The sequence below is a fragment of the Halosaccharopolyspora lacisalsi genome (genome assembly GCF_014137975.1).
Taxonomy (GTDB): Bacteria; Actinomycetota; Actinomycetes; order Mycobacteriales; family Pseudonocardiaceae; genus Halosaccharopolyspora; species Halosaccharopolyspora lacisalsi.
Genome location: NZ_JACGWZ010000001.1, coordinates 1,166,595 through 1,181,738 on the forward strand (window position 1 = coordinate 1,166,595; position 15,144 = coordinate 1,181,738).

14 protein-coding genes are annotated in these 15,144 nt (G+C 66.4%); 10 read left to right on the forward strand and 4 right to left on the reverse strand.

Features of this window, described 5'->3' with window-relative positions:
- Positions 1-2: 2 nt before the first annotated feature.
- Both FHX42_RS05665 and FHX42_RS05670 read left to right on the forward strand, forming a co-directional pair.
- Complete coding sequence (locus FHX42_RS05665) at positions 3-881, forward strand: N-6 DNA methylase (protein WP_182543062.1); 879 nt, start codon at positions 3-5, stop codon at positions 879-881.
- Between the two features lie 121 nt (positions 882-1,002).
- Positions 1,003-1,749, forward strand: a complete 747-nt coding sequence (locus FHX42_RS05670) for an MBL fold metallo-hydrolase (RefSeq protein ID WP_182543063.1) — start codon at positions 1,003-1,005, stop codon at positions 1,747-1,749.
- A gap of 703 nt (positions 1,750-2,452) precedes the next feature.
- Here FHX42_RS05670 and FHX42_RS05675 read toward each other — a convergent pair.
- Positions 2,453-3,358 carry a DMT family transporter gene (locus FHX42_RS05675; RefSeq protein ID WP_220479516.1) on the reverse strand — a complete coding sequence of 302 codons (906 nt, stop codon included), beginning with the start codon at positions 3,356-3,358 and terminating at the stop codon, positions 2,453-2,455.
- A gap of 341 nt (positions 3,359-3,699) precedes the next feature.
- Between FHX42_RS05675 and FHX42_RS05680 the strand changes: the two genes are divergently transcribed.
- The 3 genes from FHX42_RS05680 to FHX42_RS05690 all read left to right on the forward strand — a co-directional run bounded on the left by FHX42_RS05680 (position 3,700) and on the right by FHX42_RS05690 (position 6,458).
- Complete coding sequence (locus FHX42_RS05680; protein WP_182543064.1) at positions 3,700-4,635, forward strand: restriction endonuclease; 936 nt, start codon at positions 3,700-3,702, stop codon at positions 4,633-4,635.
- 181 nt (positions 4,636-4,816) lie between these two features.
- Complete coding sequence (locus FHX42_RS05685; protein ID WP_220479518.1) at positions 4,817-5,542, forward strand: glycosyltransferase family 2 protein; 726 nt, start codon at positions 4,817-4,819, stop codon at positions 5,540-5,542.
- A gap of 313 nt (positions 5,543-5,855) precedes the next feature.
- Complete coding sequence (locus FHX42_RS05690) at positions 5,856-6,458, forward strand: hypothetical protein (RefSeq protein WP_182543065.1); 603 nt, start codon at positions 5,856-5,858, stop codon at positions 6,456-6,458.
- A 505-nt stretch (positions 6,459-6,963) separates the two neighbouring features.
- Here the strand turns inward: FHX42_RS05690 and FHX42_RS05695 are convergent.
- Positions 6,964-7,254, reverse strand: a complete 291-nt coding sequence (locus tag FHX42_RS05695; RefSeq protein WP_235986902.1) for a site-specific integrase — start codon at positions 7,252-7,254, stop codon at positions 6,964-6,966.
- A 1,083-nt stretch (positions 7,255-8,337) separates the two neighbouring features.
- Between FHX42_RS05695 and FHX42_RS05700 the strand changes: the two genes are divergently transcribed.
- Both FHX42_RS05700 and FHX42_RS05705 read left to right on the forward strand, forming a co-directional pair.
- On the forward strand, positions 8,338-8,817 hold the full coding sequence (locus FHX42_RS05700) for a hypothetical protein (RefSeq protein ID WP_182543066.1): 480 nt from the start codon (positions 8,338-8,340) through the stop codon (positions 8,815-8,817).
- Positions 8,814-9,842 carry a tyrosine-type recombinase/integrase gene (locus tag FHX42_RS05705; RefSeq protein WP_182543067.1) on the forward strand — a complete coding sequence of 343 codons (1,029 nt, stop codon included), beginning with the start codon at positions 8,814-8,816 and terminating at the stop codon, positions 9,840-9,842. The genes FHX42_RS05700 and FHX42_RS05705 overlap by 4 nt, the downstream gene beginning before the upstream one ends.
- 207 nt (positions 9,843-10,049) lie before the next feature.
- Here FHX42_RS05705 and FHX42_RS05710 read toward each other — a convergent pair whose 3' ends face one another.
- Positions 10,050-11,453 (reverse strand): recombinase family protein, encoded by a 1,404-nt coding sequence (locus tag FHX42_RS05710; protein ID WP_328795915.1) that lies wholly within the window; start codon positions 11,451-11,453, stop codon positions 10,050-10,052.
- A gap of 221 nt (positions 11,454-11,674) precedes the next feature.
- Positions 11,675-12,133: a very short patch repair endonuclease gene (locus FHX42_RS05715; protein WP_182543069.1), complete on the reverse strand. Its 459-nt coding sequence runs from the start codon at positions 12,131-12,133 to the stop codon at positions 11,675-11,677.
- A 371-nt stretch (positions 12,134-12,504) separates the two neighbouring features.
- On the opposite strand from FHX42_RS05715, the gene FHX42_RS05720 reads away from it, so the two are divergent.
- The 3 genes from FHX42_RS05720 to FHX42_RS26310 all read left to right on the forward strand — a co-directional run bounded on the left by FHX42_RS05720 (position 12,505) and on the right by FHX42_RS26310 (position 15,111).
- The gene (locus FHX42_RS05720) at positions 12,505-13,137 is read left to right on the forward strand and encodes a type IV toxin-antitoxin system AbiEi family antitoxin (protein WP_220479520.1); all 633 of its coding nucleotides are present in this window, start codon (positions 12,505-12,507) and stop codon (positions 13,135-13,137) included.
- A 2-nt stretch (positions 13,138-13,139) separates the two neighbouring features.
- Positions 13,140-13,919, forward strand: coding sequence for a nucleotidyl transferase AbiEii/AbiGii toxin family protein (locus FHX42_RS05725; RefSeq protein WP_182543070.1), 780 nt, complete (start codon positions 13,140-13,142; stop codon positions 13,917-13,919).
- A gap of 904 nt (positions 13,920-14,823) precedes the next feature.
- Complete coding sequence (locus FHX42_RS26310; protein ID WP_235986903.1) at positions 14,824-15,111, forward strand: transposase family protein; 288 nt, start codon at positions 14,824-14,826, stop codon at positions 15,109-15,111.
- Positions 15,112-15,144: the final 33 nt, after the last annotated feature.

Sequence of the window (15,144 nt, forward strand, 5' to 3'; positions counted from 1 at the left end):
CGATGGGGACTGGCAACCGTGTGCCACGGGATTCGCAGCATCGGGCCGTCGCTATCGGGGAAGCCGTCGATGCCGCTTGGCATCGTGCGCACAGCGCCGGGCGTCTCGACGTGCCGCTGTCGGTGGTGGCTGCCCTGGCACTGCTCCGTCAGCACGATTCGAACGGACCGGATCCGGCCGAGCAGCTTCGCGGCCTGACCACCGACGATTTCTTCGGGCTGGTGCGGCAAGTCTGGACCGAGGTCGCCAACGCCCGGCCGGACCTGGTGACCGCGCTGTACCCACTCATCGCGTGGTGCTTCGACGAGCCCGATCGGCAGGTGCGCGCGGCCGCCCACGCCACGGCGACAGCGGCGATGAAGGCGGGGCAGCTGGAGGTGACCGGCACCGACGCCCGGCACGAGGTGGACGTGCTCGGAGTGGTGTTGGCTCTGCTCAAGTCCCGCTCGGCCAAGGGGGCACGCGGCCAGTTCTACACGCCCGCCCCCCTCGTCGAGGCCGCGGCGCGCTTCCTGACTCCGGATGAAGGGCAGACCGTCAGTGACCCGGCCGTGGGCACTGGTGGTTTGTTCCGCGCCGTGGCTGGAGCTCTGCGAGCAACCGGCCGCGATCCGACCACGGTCACCTGGGCGGGCTGCGACGTCGACGAGCTCGCCGTCGCCGCGGCCGCCGTGAATAGTCTGTTGTGGAACCTCGGGCCGCGTGTGCTGCTGTATGCCGGTGATGTGCTGGCCGAGCCGGACTGGATCGCCCACGCCCGAGCGCAACGCGCCGAGATCCTGCATCTGACCGACACCGTGCGTCGGGACAAACAGCTGCTCATCGCCCTGGACCGGCTCACCGACCCCTGTGAGGAGGTGGGCCAACAACCGACTGAATGATCCACACTGCTTGACGATCTTGTACGCTGTCCCCGCTCCGTGCTCCCGGTGGCTCCCAGGCCGGTCGAGCACGGAGCTTCTTTTCCCGGGAGCCATCGGTGATGGCCGTAGGCTTGGTGGTGTGCGGATCACCGTGTTGGGGGCGTGTGGGGCGTGGCCCGAGGTCGGGCGGGCGTGCAGTGGTTATTTGGTGGAGCACGGCGGGTTCCGGCTGGTGATGGATCTGGGGTATGCCACGCTGCCCCGCCTGCTGGAGTACGCGGAAGCGCACCAGGTCGACGCGGTGCTGATCAGTCATGGTCATCCCGACCACTGCGCGGACCTGAACCCGTTGCTGCGCGCTCGGGCCTTGTCGAGTCCTGCGGCGCCGCCGTTGCCGGTGTACGCCCTCCCCGGAGTACTGGATGCGGTGCTGGCCCTGGACGAGCCGCACATGCTTGCCGACGCCTGCGCGTTGCATCCGCTCACCGGTGGTGATCACGTCGGGCTCGGCCCCTTCACGGTCCGCACCGTCTGGTTGCCGCACTTCGTGGCCAACGTCGGCTTTCGCCTCTCGGCGGGTGGCTTGGTGGTGGCCTACACCGGTGACACCGGGCCGAGCCCGGCCGTGGTCGAGCTGGCCCATCGGGCCGATGTGCTGCTGGCCGAGGCCACTTTCGTCGACCACGTGCCGGACTCCGACGCCGGTTTTCTCACGAGTGCGGTGCAGGCGGGCCGGCAGGCCACCGCGGCCGGTGCGCGGCAGCTGGTGCTGACCCACCTGTGGCCCGGCACCGACCCCGAAGCAGCACGCCGAACCGCCGAAGACACCTTCCCCGGCGACGTCCGCGTAGCCCGCAGCGGACTCGTCCTCGACCTCGCACCCTGAGTCCGCAGGAACGAGCCTCACGAAGAGACGTGCTGAGCACACCGGATTTCGGGCATCCACTGCGGCACAGCGAATAGGCGACAGGAAGCCGTGCAAGCAGCCGAGCACCCGGGTCACTCGGGCGCCGCTGATCCCGGCGATCTGCGCTGACCACAGTCCTGCCCCGGAACCCCGCTGGTCACCTCAGGCGCAGTCGGACCTCTGAAACCACTGTCATCCCTTGTAGGGGCGATGAGGACTTTCGGACGCTGCACGGAGACCGGCCGGCCGTTGACGTTGCGATCCCTCGTAGGGGCGATGAGGACCCAAGAGTAAAATCGCAGGTCACAGCGCACTCAACCCGCCTGAGAAGCCTGTCCACAGCAGCGCACCGGAAGTCGAACACGCACACGCCGCAGCGTGCTGAAACCGACCCGAGCCGATCCTGTCATGTGGCCTCCCGGCTCAGCGACGTCACGATCACCACACGCACAGTACCGCACAGAAACGCCCGCAGACACAATCAAGCATCACCCCGACACCACGGTGCGAACCACGGTCGGTGGCACCGTGTTGGAGTGATGCGGTGGAGATGACTGGGGCGGTTCTGAGATCACGAATGTACTTTAGGTGCACACGATGACGACGACCCCCCGACAGGTAACCATCCTCGGTGAGCGTTCCGATGGGTGCTTCGTGCCAGTGCACGGCAGTGTAGGCCCCTTTAGGAGACGCGGCGTGTGGTGGCGGCTGCGACGTTGCCGAGGATGAGCGCGCAGCCGAGGAGTTGCAGCGGTGTCGGTCGTTCGTTGAGGACGACGGCGCCGAGGGCGAGGGCGCCGACCGGTGTCAGCAGGAGCAGGAGTGCGCCGACGTGGCTGGGTAGGTGGGGCAGGTGCACGGCGATGAGCAGCCATCCCAGGACTTGGCCGCACACGGCTACGAGCAGCAGCCATCCGAGCGTCGCCCAGTCCGGGGCGAGGTCGACGCCCTGCCACGCGGTTCCCAGCGCCGCTGATGCCACCGCCGCTGAGGCGATCACCACCACGTACGACCGCACGGTCTGTCCGCTGTGGCCTCCACGGCGTAGCAGGAACAGGAATCCCGAGTAGCATAGCGCGGCGAGTGCGGCGTGCACCGTTCCCCGGAGGGGGTCCGCGCCTGCGCCGCCGCCTTCCAGCACGCCTGACGTGAAGAGCACTCCGAGCAGCACCACCGGGACGGCGAGCAGATAGCGGCGCATCACCGGTTCCCGGTCCACGAGCCACGCGAGCGCGGGAACCAGCACGACCTGGAGGTTGACGAGGACGGCGGTCAATCCGGCGCCGACCTCGGCGATGGCCTGGGTCCACAGCAGCATGTCTCCGCTGAACAGCACCCCGGCGGCCACAGGCCGCGCCAGTTGTCGTGGCGGTGGTGTTCCTTCGTCACGGCCTTCCCGCGTTGCCAGCAGTGCCAGGAAGGGCAGTGCGAGGACACATCGGTAGACCGAGGCCGTTCCCGGCGAGGTGTCCGCCAAGCCGACCCATATCCCCGTCGTTGCGACGAACAGGGCGCCGACGGCTGTGCCCGACCGGGGACGGGACGCGCCGGCCGCGGCACTCGGAGAGGCGCTGTCGGCACGGATCAATCCGGTCCCCTTCGTAATGTGGACGATCTCGTCGCGGGAGTGGTGGGCGCGGAGTGGCCCAGCCGCAACGACGGTAGAGCCAACGTCCTCGTGCGGCCAGCGATTTATTCCGCCACTGGACGCACCCAGCGCGCAGGAGCTCAACGAGCCATCACCACCATGACAACCATCCACTACCGAAGGGGCCGGTCACCAGCGATGCGAGTGGATCGCCGCGGCGGAGGAACCACCCGAGACGTCCTCCGGAAGCGGGTGTCGCAGGCTTCTTTGTCGCGCCTGCGTCAGGGTCGCGGGTATTGGACCTGCTGCCCCGGGATCTCTGCGGGTGGCATGATCGGACTGTGCTTGTTGATCTGAATCCTGGGGACACACTTCTGCGGCGTGCAGTGCACGCCCGGTATGGCGGGAACCAGCAGGGAGGGATCACCACATCCCGGAAGATCACCGACGTAGTGCTCTTCTTTACTGATCCGGCGAAAGGCCACCGCCACGGCTACTACGACGGGTGGGGAACGGACGGATGCTTCCACTACGTGGGTGAAGGGCAGCAGGGCGATCAGCGGCTTGTGCGGGGCAACCAGCGGATCCTGAATCACTACGGCGAGGGACGCACCCTGGAGGGGTTCCGCGCGGACGGCAGGTCGGTGACCTATCTCGGTGAGTTCGACCTCGTGGGCCACTACTTCACGGACGCCCATGAAACGAACGATGTGGAGGCCCTACGGCAGGTTGTCGTGTTCCGCCTGCGCCCGCGGAGCTCGGTGCCGGTGGAACTCCCGAAAGTGCCCCTGAGCCCCGTATCGGCGGCGCGGGCTGAGGTTGTTCCGGTCGAGGAGCGGCACACGGAGCGAGCGTTCGTGTCTCCGGATCGGGAGCCATATCGGCTCGAACGACGCGAAGCCGAACTCGTCCAGCGCTACAGCCAGAGTCTTGTCGACCAGGGGCACGAGGCTGGCCGGCTGCAAATCGTGCCTCCCGGAGAGTCGCGTCCCCTGTACAGCGACGTGTGGGACAAGACCACCAACGAGTTGGTGGAGGCCAAAAGCAGCGTCACCCGGGATCAGCTGCGTACTGCCGTCGGACAACTTCTCGACTACGGCCGATTCATCGAGGCAGAACGATGGACCGTCCTAGTTCCGTTGCGCCCGCGGGCCGACATGCTCGATTACCTACATCGGTACGGGATCGGCGTCGTTTACCCCAACGGCAATAACTGGAGCCGTCTCGAACCCGAATCCCCAGATCCCCTGGGGCCGGTACAAATCCGGTACATCTGATACCGATCAGCGCCCACCAACAATGACAAACGATCACAGCCGTTATGCCTGGTCAAACGACATTCGAGGATTAAACAGCTGGTCAGCGTCTGCCCAGGTGCGCTACATCTCCAAGCGCAGAGTACACGAGCGAGCGCGTTCGGTCGAGCGCGTAGGTGTTGAGGGTGATCGTCGGTGAACCGTGCACGAGGGCGAGCTCTTCGCCGAGGCCCCGTTGTGGATCGCGTATGAGTCCCTGGCCAAGCAGGCGTTGCCGCAAGGCTGGGCGTGGGAGTGGCTTGTCCAGGAGGACGGGCAGGAAGGGTTCCTTACCGGTGTGTTGCCGGAGGAGGAGCGAATCAGTTCCGGCAGCAGTCGTCACGGTGGTGCGGGCGTGGCCCGGGCGATGGTGCTGTCCTGCGCGAGTGGCGAACTCGTGAAGGTCCTCGACGTCGACGACGTGTTGTCTGACGGTGTGCTTGCTCGTGACATTGAGGCTTTGTCCTTGTCCGCGGTCGACTGGACTACCTCGCGGGTGTTGGATCTCCTGTCGGACGGGTCAACGGTCGGGTTCGACCAGGACCCGCACGAGGGTGTACTTGCCCGCCGGTCGGTGCTCGAGCACTGGCGCGCACACGGGCACCGCTCCTCAGTTCACCCCGCAACGCTGTGCGTCCGCCGAGAACTGTTACTCGCGCTCGGCGGATGGATGGCCCTACCGGCCTCCGAGGACACGGGATTGCTGATCGCGCTCAACGCGGTGTCCGATGGCTACTTCTCCGCCGAGTGCGGGCTGTTCTACCGCAAGTGGGACGGCCAGACGACCAAGCACGCCGCGCACTCCACCGGCCCCGAACACGAAGCCCGGATGAACATTATCGACGCTCGCGTCGAAGCACTGGCCACCACGTTCCCGAGTCGCACGTAGTGCGTGTGTTCAGAGTTTCTTTTCTTCATCAAGGGCGGCCCCTCCGGGGCCGCCTGCCTGCGAGTTCGCTGCGTCCGTCGAGAGCCGCCCGCCCCCTGTCTGCGAGCTCGGCCGCCGGCGCCGGGCGTGCGGCTGGCGCCGGTCCCGGCGCCGGCGGCCGAGCGCGAGCGGAGGGCGGACAGCACCGCCGGACGCGGAGCGGAAGGCAGGCGGCCAGAACCCGCGGAGGGGCCGCCTACTGCCGGACACGGTTGGGCGGTGACGATGGCTGGATACCTACCTCACCGCACAGCAGGGCGTACTATTTGGTCCCATGTTCTGGCAAGCATTCTATCCAGCGATCATCGCAGCGGTGCTCGCGCTGGCGGGTAACGCAGTCCTGCTTCAGCTGCAGACTAAGGTAAAAATTGCCGAAGAACGGCGTAATTTCGTACGTGAGAAGCATGATGAAACTGTCGACGTAGTAGCTGACATGACCCTTTTTCTTCGGGAGTTGCGTCGTTACGTCATAGTTCCGCCCACTGCGGAGGATCTCCAAAAGACCGAGAGTATCATCACTGAGCGATGGGAAGGTGACCTCCTGCGTCGACTAGGAAGATTACGCTTTGGGCATCCCGACCCCGATGTACGACAAGCTGCTGAGCAAGTTGATACTGACTCATGGCCGTACATCACTGCTGCAGCTTATCGGGAAGATGCAGGTGCAGATGCGGGATTTCCGTCTCCGATGTTTTCTCCGGAAAAGCGCAAAGAAATATCACGCGCGATGGACTCCACGATGAAAGAATTCCGCCGAGCAGTATACGCCGCGCCGGTTAGAAAATTGCCAAAGAATCCCGGGTACGATGGGGAAGACTCGCCAGCGAAGTTCAGAAATAAGCTCACTTCGGAGCAAAACGATGACGAGTCGAAATAGTGTAGCGATGAATTCTGGGGCTCGCCGCCCCACGCCCCGCAGGTCTCCGGGATGGAGGGAAGCGACGCCGGTTGCGGTTCGGGAGTAGCCAGGCGTCCTCATCCCGTCTGACCTCCCCAAGGGCAATCAGACCGAGTCAAGGGCGCAAGCCTGGCAACAAGAGGTACCGTCAAGCTCGGCGGTTGCACCCTTGACACGGCCTGATCGGGCGAAGCCAGGTCAGACGGGATGAGGACGAAGCCCCCCCTTGGCGGGGGAGCGGATACAAGATCACCTCCACACTTTTCTCTCACAAAACCACGGCAGACAGCGTCACAGACTGACAAGTAACCCCGTTTGCACTTGCAAACCATGCAGGGCATGTCAAGCGTCGACAAACAACCGCGAAACGTTCCCACGATTCGTCAGGTCGTCGGTTCAAATCCGACCCGCCCCAATCCATCCCAGGTTAGCGACTGGGGGGGGGGTGATCGAAGCAAGATCATTGTCATGCTTTTGCCTCGCTTTACTCGTCGAACCACGTAACCTCGCTGAGCGCGTCAGCGGCCTCGCGCCCGGCAGCACGACGGCCCATGTACACGTCTTGGGTCATGGACACCTCGGAGTGCCCGAGCTGATCGGCGATCTGACGAGCGCTCAGCCCCGCCTCGTCGAGGATCGTCGCCACGGGGCGCCGGAACGTCACCCACGGATACCCGGCCCGGTTTCGGAAGTCGCGTCGGCGAGCCCCGGTGTTGTGCTTGCCCCGCGGATCGCCGAGCGTGTTCGGAAAGACCGGCCCGTCCACGTCCTCCACGGCAACGTCGTAGCTGAGTTAAGCCAGCGCGGCAGTCCGACGCCGAGACCCGGAGTGCGTGTGTTCAGAGTTTCTTTTCTTCATCAAGGGCGGCCCCTCCGGGGTCGCCTGCCTGCGAGTTCGCTGCGTCCGGCGAGAGCTGCACGCCCGCTGTCTGCGAGCTCGGCCAAGCCGGCGCCGGGCGTGCGGCTGGCGCCGGTCCCGGCGCCGGCGGCCGAGCGCCAGCGGAGGGTGATCAGCTTCACCGGACGCCACGCGGAAGGCAGGCGGCCGGAAGCCACGGAGGGGCCGCCGAGAAGAGCTGTGGACGTTGGGTGCCTCGGGTCGATCGCCCCCAGGGTCACCGGGGAGCCGCTGATCCTGGCGATCGCTGCCGCGGCCGTGGACATCGGGGATCGCGGGGCGATCCGCGCTGACCACAGCCTTGCCCCGGAACTCCGCTGGTCACCTCAAGTGCACTCGGACCTCTGAAACCACTGGCATCCCTCGTAGGGGCGATGAGGACTGTCGACCGGGCACGCACTCGGCGTATTCCAACTGTTGCGATCCCTCGTAGGGGCGATGAGGACCGGGGCCGTCGCCAACGCCGTCCTGCGGCTGGCCTAGTTGCGATCCCTCGTAGGGGCGATGAGGACAAGCATGGGGCAACCTCGCCGCGCGGTGCCTCAAGCTGTTGCGATCCCTCGTAGGGGCGATGAGGACCCGAGAGTAAAATCGCAGGTCACAGCGCACTCAATCCGCCTGAGAAGCCCGTCCACAGCAGCGCGCCGGAAGTCTGACGCGCACACGCCTCGGCGTGCTGAAACCAGCCCGAGCCGATCACGCCATGTGGCCTCCTGTAACAGCGACGTCACGATCACTACACGCACAGTACCGCACAAGCACGCCCGCAGACATAACCAAGCATCACCCCGACACCACGGATGCGAACCACGGTTTAGCCCCTTCCCGTTCTGGCGGATGCTCGACCTGGCTCTGATTGATGAGGTGTTGTTGCCCGATAGACCGGGACGGGGTTGGCCGGTCGGGGTTGGTTTTGCGGACTTCAGGGGTGTGTGGAACGCGTCTGAAGGAGTGGATGTCATGAGCAGCGAGGGCTTTCAGAGGGTTGCTGACCAGGTTATGGAGGCTGTCGTTCCGGCCAGGGGGTCTGAGGAACGTGTGCGTGAGGCGGTGCGGGCGTTGCCGGTGGCGGGGTTGCCGGCGCTGGGTCGGGATGGGTCGATGCAGTACCGGATCTCGGTGATGGATCACCGGGGCCGTGTCGCTGAGTGGTCGTTGATGCAGGTGTTGGGCTGGTGTCAGCGGGATCCGGTGGACCTCGCTGTGAGCGCTGGGGCAGTGGTGTGTCGCCGGGATCGGTGTGGTGCGTTCCGGCTGACGTCGAAGGGGCATGTGCAGGTGCCCGCTTCGGTGCGTCGATCGTGCGGGCTGGTTGTGGGAGAGCGGGTGTTGCTGGCGGCGGCCCCGGGGTTGGGCGTGCTGGTGGTGCATTCGATGGCTGCGTTGGATGTCATGGTCGTCGACTACCACGCCGCGATGGCGGCTCGGGAGACAGCATGAGCACCGGCGGGACTGGTCCGTCCGATGTGGAAGCTGCTCGGGTGTTGTTGGCCCGGATGGGGCTGGATCCGGCGGATTTGCTGACGAGTTCGGTGGATACTGGGCCGGCTCCGACGTTTGCCGACTATCTTCCGCGGGTGGAACGCGCGGTGCCGGAAGGCACGCGTCGGGTCTATGGGCCCTATTGGAAACGGGTGCTGCAGGCTTGGGGTCGGCGTCGGTTGGATGAGCCGAGTGCTTCGGAGATCAAGCAGTTGGCCGAGCACGTCAAGACCCAGGTGGTGGTGCGCCGTAACGGTCGCGGTGGCCGCAGTGCCGCCGAGCATCTCATTGCTGCGCTACGGTGTGTCTATAACCATGCCGTCGCCGACGGGCTGATCACCGAGGCCAACGATCCCGCCCGTCGGGTACCTAAACCGCGTCGGTTGCCCAGTACCCGACGAGGCTTGCCGGACGAGCGGCTGCGCGAGCTCAACCAGGTCGCTGCCCGCACCGGCAACGACCCGGCGCTGGACACGCTGTTGCTGCGGCTGCACACCGAGACGGCCTGCCGCCGCGGGGGCGGGCTGGGCCTGCGTGTTCAGGATCTGGACCGTGAGCAGTGTGTGCTCCTGTTGCGGGAAAAGGGCGGCACGCAGCGGTGGCAGCCGGTCTCGCCGACGCTGATGCAACACCTGCAGACTCATGCTGAGGATCGCGGAGTAGTTGAGCCGGCCGCGCAGGTGTTGCGGTATCGCGATGGCCGTCCACTCACCACGCGCCGTTATGACTATCTGTGGTCCCGGCTGGGCAAGCATCTTCCGTGGGTAGCTACCCAGCAGGTCAGCACCCACTGGCTGCGCCACACCACCTTGACCTGGGTGGAACGGAACTTCGGCTACGCCGTCGCTCGGGCCTATGCCGGTCACAGCGACACTGGCAGCACTGGGACGACCACGACTTACATCCGCGCCGACGTGGCTGAAGTCGCCACCGCGCTGGCCGCACTCACCGAAGAGTCACACCCGCTCATGACACCGAGCTGATCCTCCTCCCTGGAACTGCCGGTCAGGAAGTTCTCAAGCCGGATCGGATTGTTCCTTCGAAAGGGGGAGAGTAATGCGGGGAGCTTGCGCCGCCGTACAGGTTTCTCGGTAGTATCAGCGTTATGGAGATGAATCCCCGTAACGGGGATTCCACCCACGTGCGAGGGGCCGAGTCCCCCTCTCCGACACGTTATTACCCCATGGGGTTCAGGCTGGGTCGCTGCGTGCGGCCCAGCCTTTCTCGTCACAGACGATGATCAGGTCGTTGTCGCGCAGGTAGCCGACGATGTCGTCGGCGCGAGTCTCCTCCTCGTGTAGGACTGCGGTGCCATCCGGGCTGGTGAGGTGGGCGGTGAGCTGGTCCAGGAGGTGGTCTTCGCGCCGGTAGAGGGTCTTGGGCTGGCCGGGACTGCGTCGTTGGCTGCTGGTGTGGCCGTGGCGGCAGCGGTAGCCGGGGCGGTGGTTGGTCCAGTGGGAGTCCATGCGGCGCTCGCAGAGTCCGCACTGCAGGAGACCGGCGAGTAGGTAGGTGCGGGTGCTGCCGTTGCTGGTGGGGCGGGCGGCGCGGATGGCTTGGGCGGCGACGAAGTCGGCTTCGGTGACCAAGGCCGGGTGCGTGGCCGCCTTTGAGACCACCCAATCGCGCCGGACAGTCCACTGATGCACCAGCGGTGTCTCGGTCTCGGTCGGGGCGTGGTGGGCACGCTGGCGATTCCAGACCTGGCGGCCGGTGTAGCGGGGGTTGGCCAGGATCGCCGCTACGGTGCGCAGCGTCCAGGCCTCTCCGGTTCGGTGCGGGTTGCGATCCGGGTCTGCGCTGGAGGGGCACGGGATGCCTTGGTCGTTGAGTGCGCGGGCGATGCTGGCCGTGCTCGTGCCGGCCAGGCGTTGGGCGAAGATCCACTGCACGTGCGGCGCGGTTGTTGGATCGGGATCGAGTCGCTGGGCGCGGCGTCCCCATCGTGCGTGGGCTTGGTTCGGGTGAGGGCCGGCGTCGACGAGCCGATAGCCGTAGGGCGGCCGGCCGCCGAGGTAGCGTCCCTGGTCACGGGTTTGGGCACTCATCGCGGCCAGCACGCGGTGCCGCGCTCGGAGGACTTCTCGCTGAGATTGGGCGCCGAGCATGGTCATCAGTGCCTGGTGTGCTGGGTTGCTGGTGTTGACGGGCCCGCCTGTCTCGGGCAACCACATCTGGACGTTGTGGTGCTGCAGCAGCGCGATGATCCGGGTGAACTGACTGTCGGTGAACGCGCGTTCGTACTCGCCGACCACGATCGCCTCGAAGCCGGGATCCTCGTTGTCGAGGGTGGCCAGCAGGGCGGCTGCCTGAGGGCGGCGTGTCCAGGGCAGGCGGCGTGAACACCCGGTGTCGAAGAACTCGACGGTGATCGCACCGTGGTCGGCGATCACGCTTTCGGCGGCCTCGCGCTGCCAGGCCGCCGAGGTGGAGTAATGCTGGTGCTTGCGGGTGGAGGTGCGGCCGTAGAAAGCAAACCGCACCCCACCGGTAACACTGCCGGTGTCGAGTGCCTGCTGCCTCGTGCGGTGGGGTGCCCGCTGGGTCCACCCACCGAGCAGATCCACCCCGTCTTGTCCGTGTGCAGTAGTCACGCTGATCACTCCCGTCCGCGAGGCCTCCTGCCCGGAGACGGCGGAGAGAGCCACCCGCGATGCTCGCCCCCGGATCAACCACCCGTTCGGCCCAACGTGGACAGCGATACCGCGATCAGGATGCATGCGCTTGCTCCCGCTCAGCGTTTCGCCACGCCCGCGCACTCTTCCAGTTACTAGCTCGGAGCTGAGGGGATTGGTCGTGATCTCCTGGCGCCACGTCAACGACGTGGTCGCGTGCGCGCCCGCACGAGGTGGACGATCCTGTCCGCGGCGGTGTCGGGATCCTCGTGCTCCCACACCCGGACGACGAGCCAACCGGCCTTGGTCAGCTCGGCGTCGGTGTCCCGATCGCGGCGCACTACCCCGGCGAGCTTGCGGGCCCACCACTCCCGATTGCTCTTCGGCAGGGTCCCGTGCTCGGGGCAGGAGTGCCAGAAGCACCCGTCCACGAACACCGCGATGCGCGGCCCGCGGATCAAGACGTCGACCCGGCGACGCCTGTTCCCTCCTCGGGGCGCCGCGTCGACGAGGAACCGCAGGCCGCGGCGGTGCAGCGCTTTCCGCAGCCGCAACTCCGGACGGGTGTCTCTGCGTTTCGTCCTGCGCATCACCTTCGCCGTCGCAGCGGACGAGGCCGGCGGTGTCGGGCCGGGATCGACGTACCGGTACGCGTTCATTCACGATTCCCCGACATCAGAGCTGGCAGGAGCAGGCAGTCGCACGCTGCGGCTGGCACCGGACTTGAGTAGCAGAACGCGCGTCGCGCTCGTGCGAAATGACGTCCGACTCGCCGACTTGTCATCAATCAGAAACAGCAGCTGGACGGTGACGCAGGCGCTGGGGCAGGCGATGGGGCGCCTGACTCAGTGCCGGCGCAAGACTTCCTGGCCCATCGCCCTTCGATGACTGCTGTACTCCGCACGCGCTCCTTCGGGAGCTGCACGCGCGTCGGAGCGAGTGCAAGAACGCTGGTGGCGCGTTCCAGTGGTAGGCATGCTTGTTTGGTTGTGGCATGAGAGTAGGCTGGTAGCCTACGGAGGTGACGGTAATGACGCCTACGACACCGCGCGTGCCTTCCGTGCTGTTGCGAGGTTCGTCCAGGGTGTTGCGGCCCCGCGACGCCGCCACCGTGTATGCGAATCCGCGTGGCGAGTTCGCACGGCTGGCCCGTGCCGGGGCGTTGCACCGGTTGGCAACCGGTTATTACGCCGTGGTTCCCGACGATCAGCTCGACCGGGGCTGGATTCCCGAGCTGGAGGCGGCCGCGTTGGGCATCGCGGCCGCTGACGAGGGCATCGGCTCGGTCGCACTGATGGGACTGTCCGCCGCCCGCGTACACGGGGCCGTCCCGCGCGCGCTGGCGATTGCGGTCGTGGCTGCCACCCGGCACCGGTCGACGCTGCACGTGGCCGACCGCGAGGCCACCGTGCTCTTCGTCCGTCGCCGCGTGGCCGCCCTGGACGTGCAACGCCACACCAGCGAGCTGGGCCAGGGATGGGTCACCACGATCGAACAAACGGTGCTCGATCTCGCCGCCCGCCCCGAGCTGGGTGGCCTGCCCGACCAAGCTCGCACCGCCGCCCACGATCTGCTGGCCCGCTGCGATCACCAGCTGCTGGATGAACTGGCAGTCGGACAGCGCCGCCAAGCCAGCCTCGCCCGTCTCCGCGCAGCCGCCTAACCATGCTCGACCCTCGTGAAGAAGCCGCCATCGCCGAGCAATTCGGCGTGGCCCGCGCCCAGGTGCGCCGGGACCACCTCATCTCCCACCTGCTCGCGGCCATCAGCGACCGTCTGGCCGACGAGGTCATCTTCTTCGGCGGCACCGCCCTCTCCCGCACGTTCGCCCCTGACGGGCGGCTGTCCGAAGACATCGACCTCATCGCCTGCAGCAGCCGCAGCAGCACAGCCGAGGCGCTCGAGACAACGCTGCTTCGCACGACCCGGCGCGAATTTCCGGGTCTCATCTGGCAACCGGCACTCACCTCGGTCCGTGACGCCACGCCCGCCGTGCTTGCCGCACCCGACGGCACGACCGTGCGCGTGCAGCTGCTGAGTTCCACCGGCTACGCGCCCTGGCCGACCGAGCAGCGCCCGCTCGTGCAGCGCTACAGCGACGCCGCACCCGCCGCGCTGAGCGTGCCCACCGCACCCGCCTTCGCAGCCTGGAAAACCACCGCTTGGGCACACCGCGCCACCTCCCGAGATCTCTACGATCTCTGGCTGCTCGCCCGCCTCGGCGCCATCACCACCGACGCCGCCGAGCTGTTCACACGCCTCGGCCCCACCAACAAGCCCCCATCCAGGGCACTCTTCACTCACGCCCCCGACGAGCAAACGTGGCACCGCGAACTCGCAGGCCAAACCCACCTCGACATCACCGCGAACGCCGCACTCACCTACGTCCACGACACCTGGCTCGACGCCTCCTCGCAGGACAGCGACGTAGGAGATGCTCGGTGATCATTCGCATCCCCCGCGTCACCCACTCAGCCGCAGCCGGGTGGATAGTGCGCAGCTCGCCCCTCCGACACAGCATTTACCCCAGGTCAAGCTTGTTACCTGGGGTTCTTTGTGTTCGATGCCTGTCACGCTGAGTTGGCATGGTGCTGACCTGCGATTCTGTGCGTGGGGGTGTGACTCGCCCTCGGATACGCTCGGTTCGTCCACGGGGTGTTCATCCATGGTTCGCGGCGAGGGTGTCGAGGGTGGTGATGGCTGTTGTTGCGCGTCAGACTTTGTGGCTCAGGGGGTTATGTAGGTTCCTGAGCAGGAGGTTTTGACGATGTCACGTCCACCGGAGATCGCAGCGGAGGACAAGCAGCGAATCGTGTTGAGCGTGCTGTCCGGGGAGATGACCATCGCGTAGGCGGCTCGGCGCAACAAGGTCTCCGAGCAGTCGGTGTCGCGGTGGAAGTCTCAGTTTCTGGAGGCGGGCCGGGCCAGTCCGGCCGAAGGCGGCAAGTCGGGTCCGTCGTCGCGGGAGCAGCAGCTGCAGGCTGAGGTCGATGAGTTGATCACCGCGCTGGGTGAGGCCCATGTCGAGGTGCGGGCCTGGAAGAAGTCCGCGGAGTATCGGCTGGGCCCTACGAGGACCTCGAGATGATCCGATAAGACGCGGGGATGCCGGTCTCGAGGTTCGCGCGTCTGCTGGGCACTCCCCGCCGTTCGTATACCCGCTGGCTGTCCCGGTCTCGCACCGGCGATCCGCCGGCGAAAGGCCCATGGCCGGAACCGGTGATCTCCGCGGCGGAACCGATCGTGGAGAAATACGCCCAAGCGTGGCCGGCCTGGGGGGCATCGCAAGATCTATGGGCTGCTGGTTGCTGATGGGTATGACTTCTCGCTGTCCACCATGGAAAGGGCCATGCGCCGGCGGAACCTACTGCAGCCGGTGGCGTATCAGCACCAACGTCGCGAACACGCCAAGGCCCGCAAGGCCGCCTTCGCGGACAAGCCCACGGCTCCGCATCAGGTCTGGCAGCTGGATTTCTCCGAGTACGAGACCACCAGCGGTGGGGTGTGGCGACTGGTCGGATGCGCGGATTATTATTCCAAGTACGAGTTCGGTTGGCACACCTCGACGACGAGCACAGTCGCCGATGTCATCGCCGCGGTCGAGCTGGCCATCGCCGAAACCGAACGGCTGGCCTAGCGATCGCTGACCGACCAGCAAACCGATCCGGAC

What these genes read in the sequence shown, in the direction of transcription:
- FHX42_RS05665 (WP_182543062.1), top strand. Translation starts at nt 3, where the DNA reads ATGGGGACTGGCAACCGTGTGCCACGGGATTCGCAGCATCGGGCCGTC.
- FHX42_RS05690 (WP_182543065.1), top strand. Translation starts at nt 5,856, where the DNA reads ATGTTCTGGCAAGCATTCTATCCAGCGATCATCGCAGCGGTGCTCGCG.
- FHX42_RS05700 (WP_182543066.1), top strand. Translation starts at nt 8,338, where the DNA reads ATGAGCAGCGAGGGCTTTCAGAGGGTTGCTGACCAGGTTATGGAGGCT.
- FHX42_RS05705 (WP_182543067.1), top strand. Translation starts at nt 8,814, where the DNA reads ATGAGCACCGGCGGGACTGGTCCGTCCGATGTGGAAGCTGCTCGGGTG.
- FHX42_RS05715 (WP_182543069.1), bottom strand. Translation starts at nt 12,133, where the DNA reads ATGAACGCGTACCGGTACGTCGATCCCGGCCCGACACCGCCGGCCTCG.
- FHX42_RS05720 (WP_220479520.1), top strand. Translation starts at nt 12,505, where the DNA reads ATGACGCCTACGACACCGCGCGTGCCTTCCGTGCTGTTGCGAGGTTCG.
- FHX42_RS05725 (WP_182543070.1), top strand. Translation starts at nt 13,140, where the DNA reads ATGCTCGACCCTCGTGAAGAAGCCGCCATCGCCGAGCAATTCGGCGTG.
- FHX42_RS26310 (WP_235986903.1), top strand. Translation starts at nt 14,824, where the DNA reads ATGCGCCGGCGGAACCTACTGCAGCCGGTGGCGTATCAGCACCAACGT.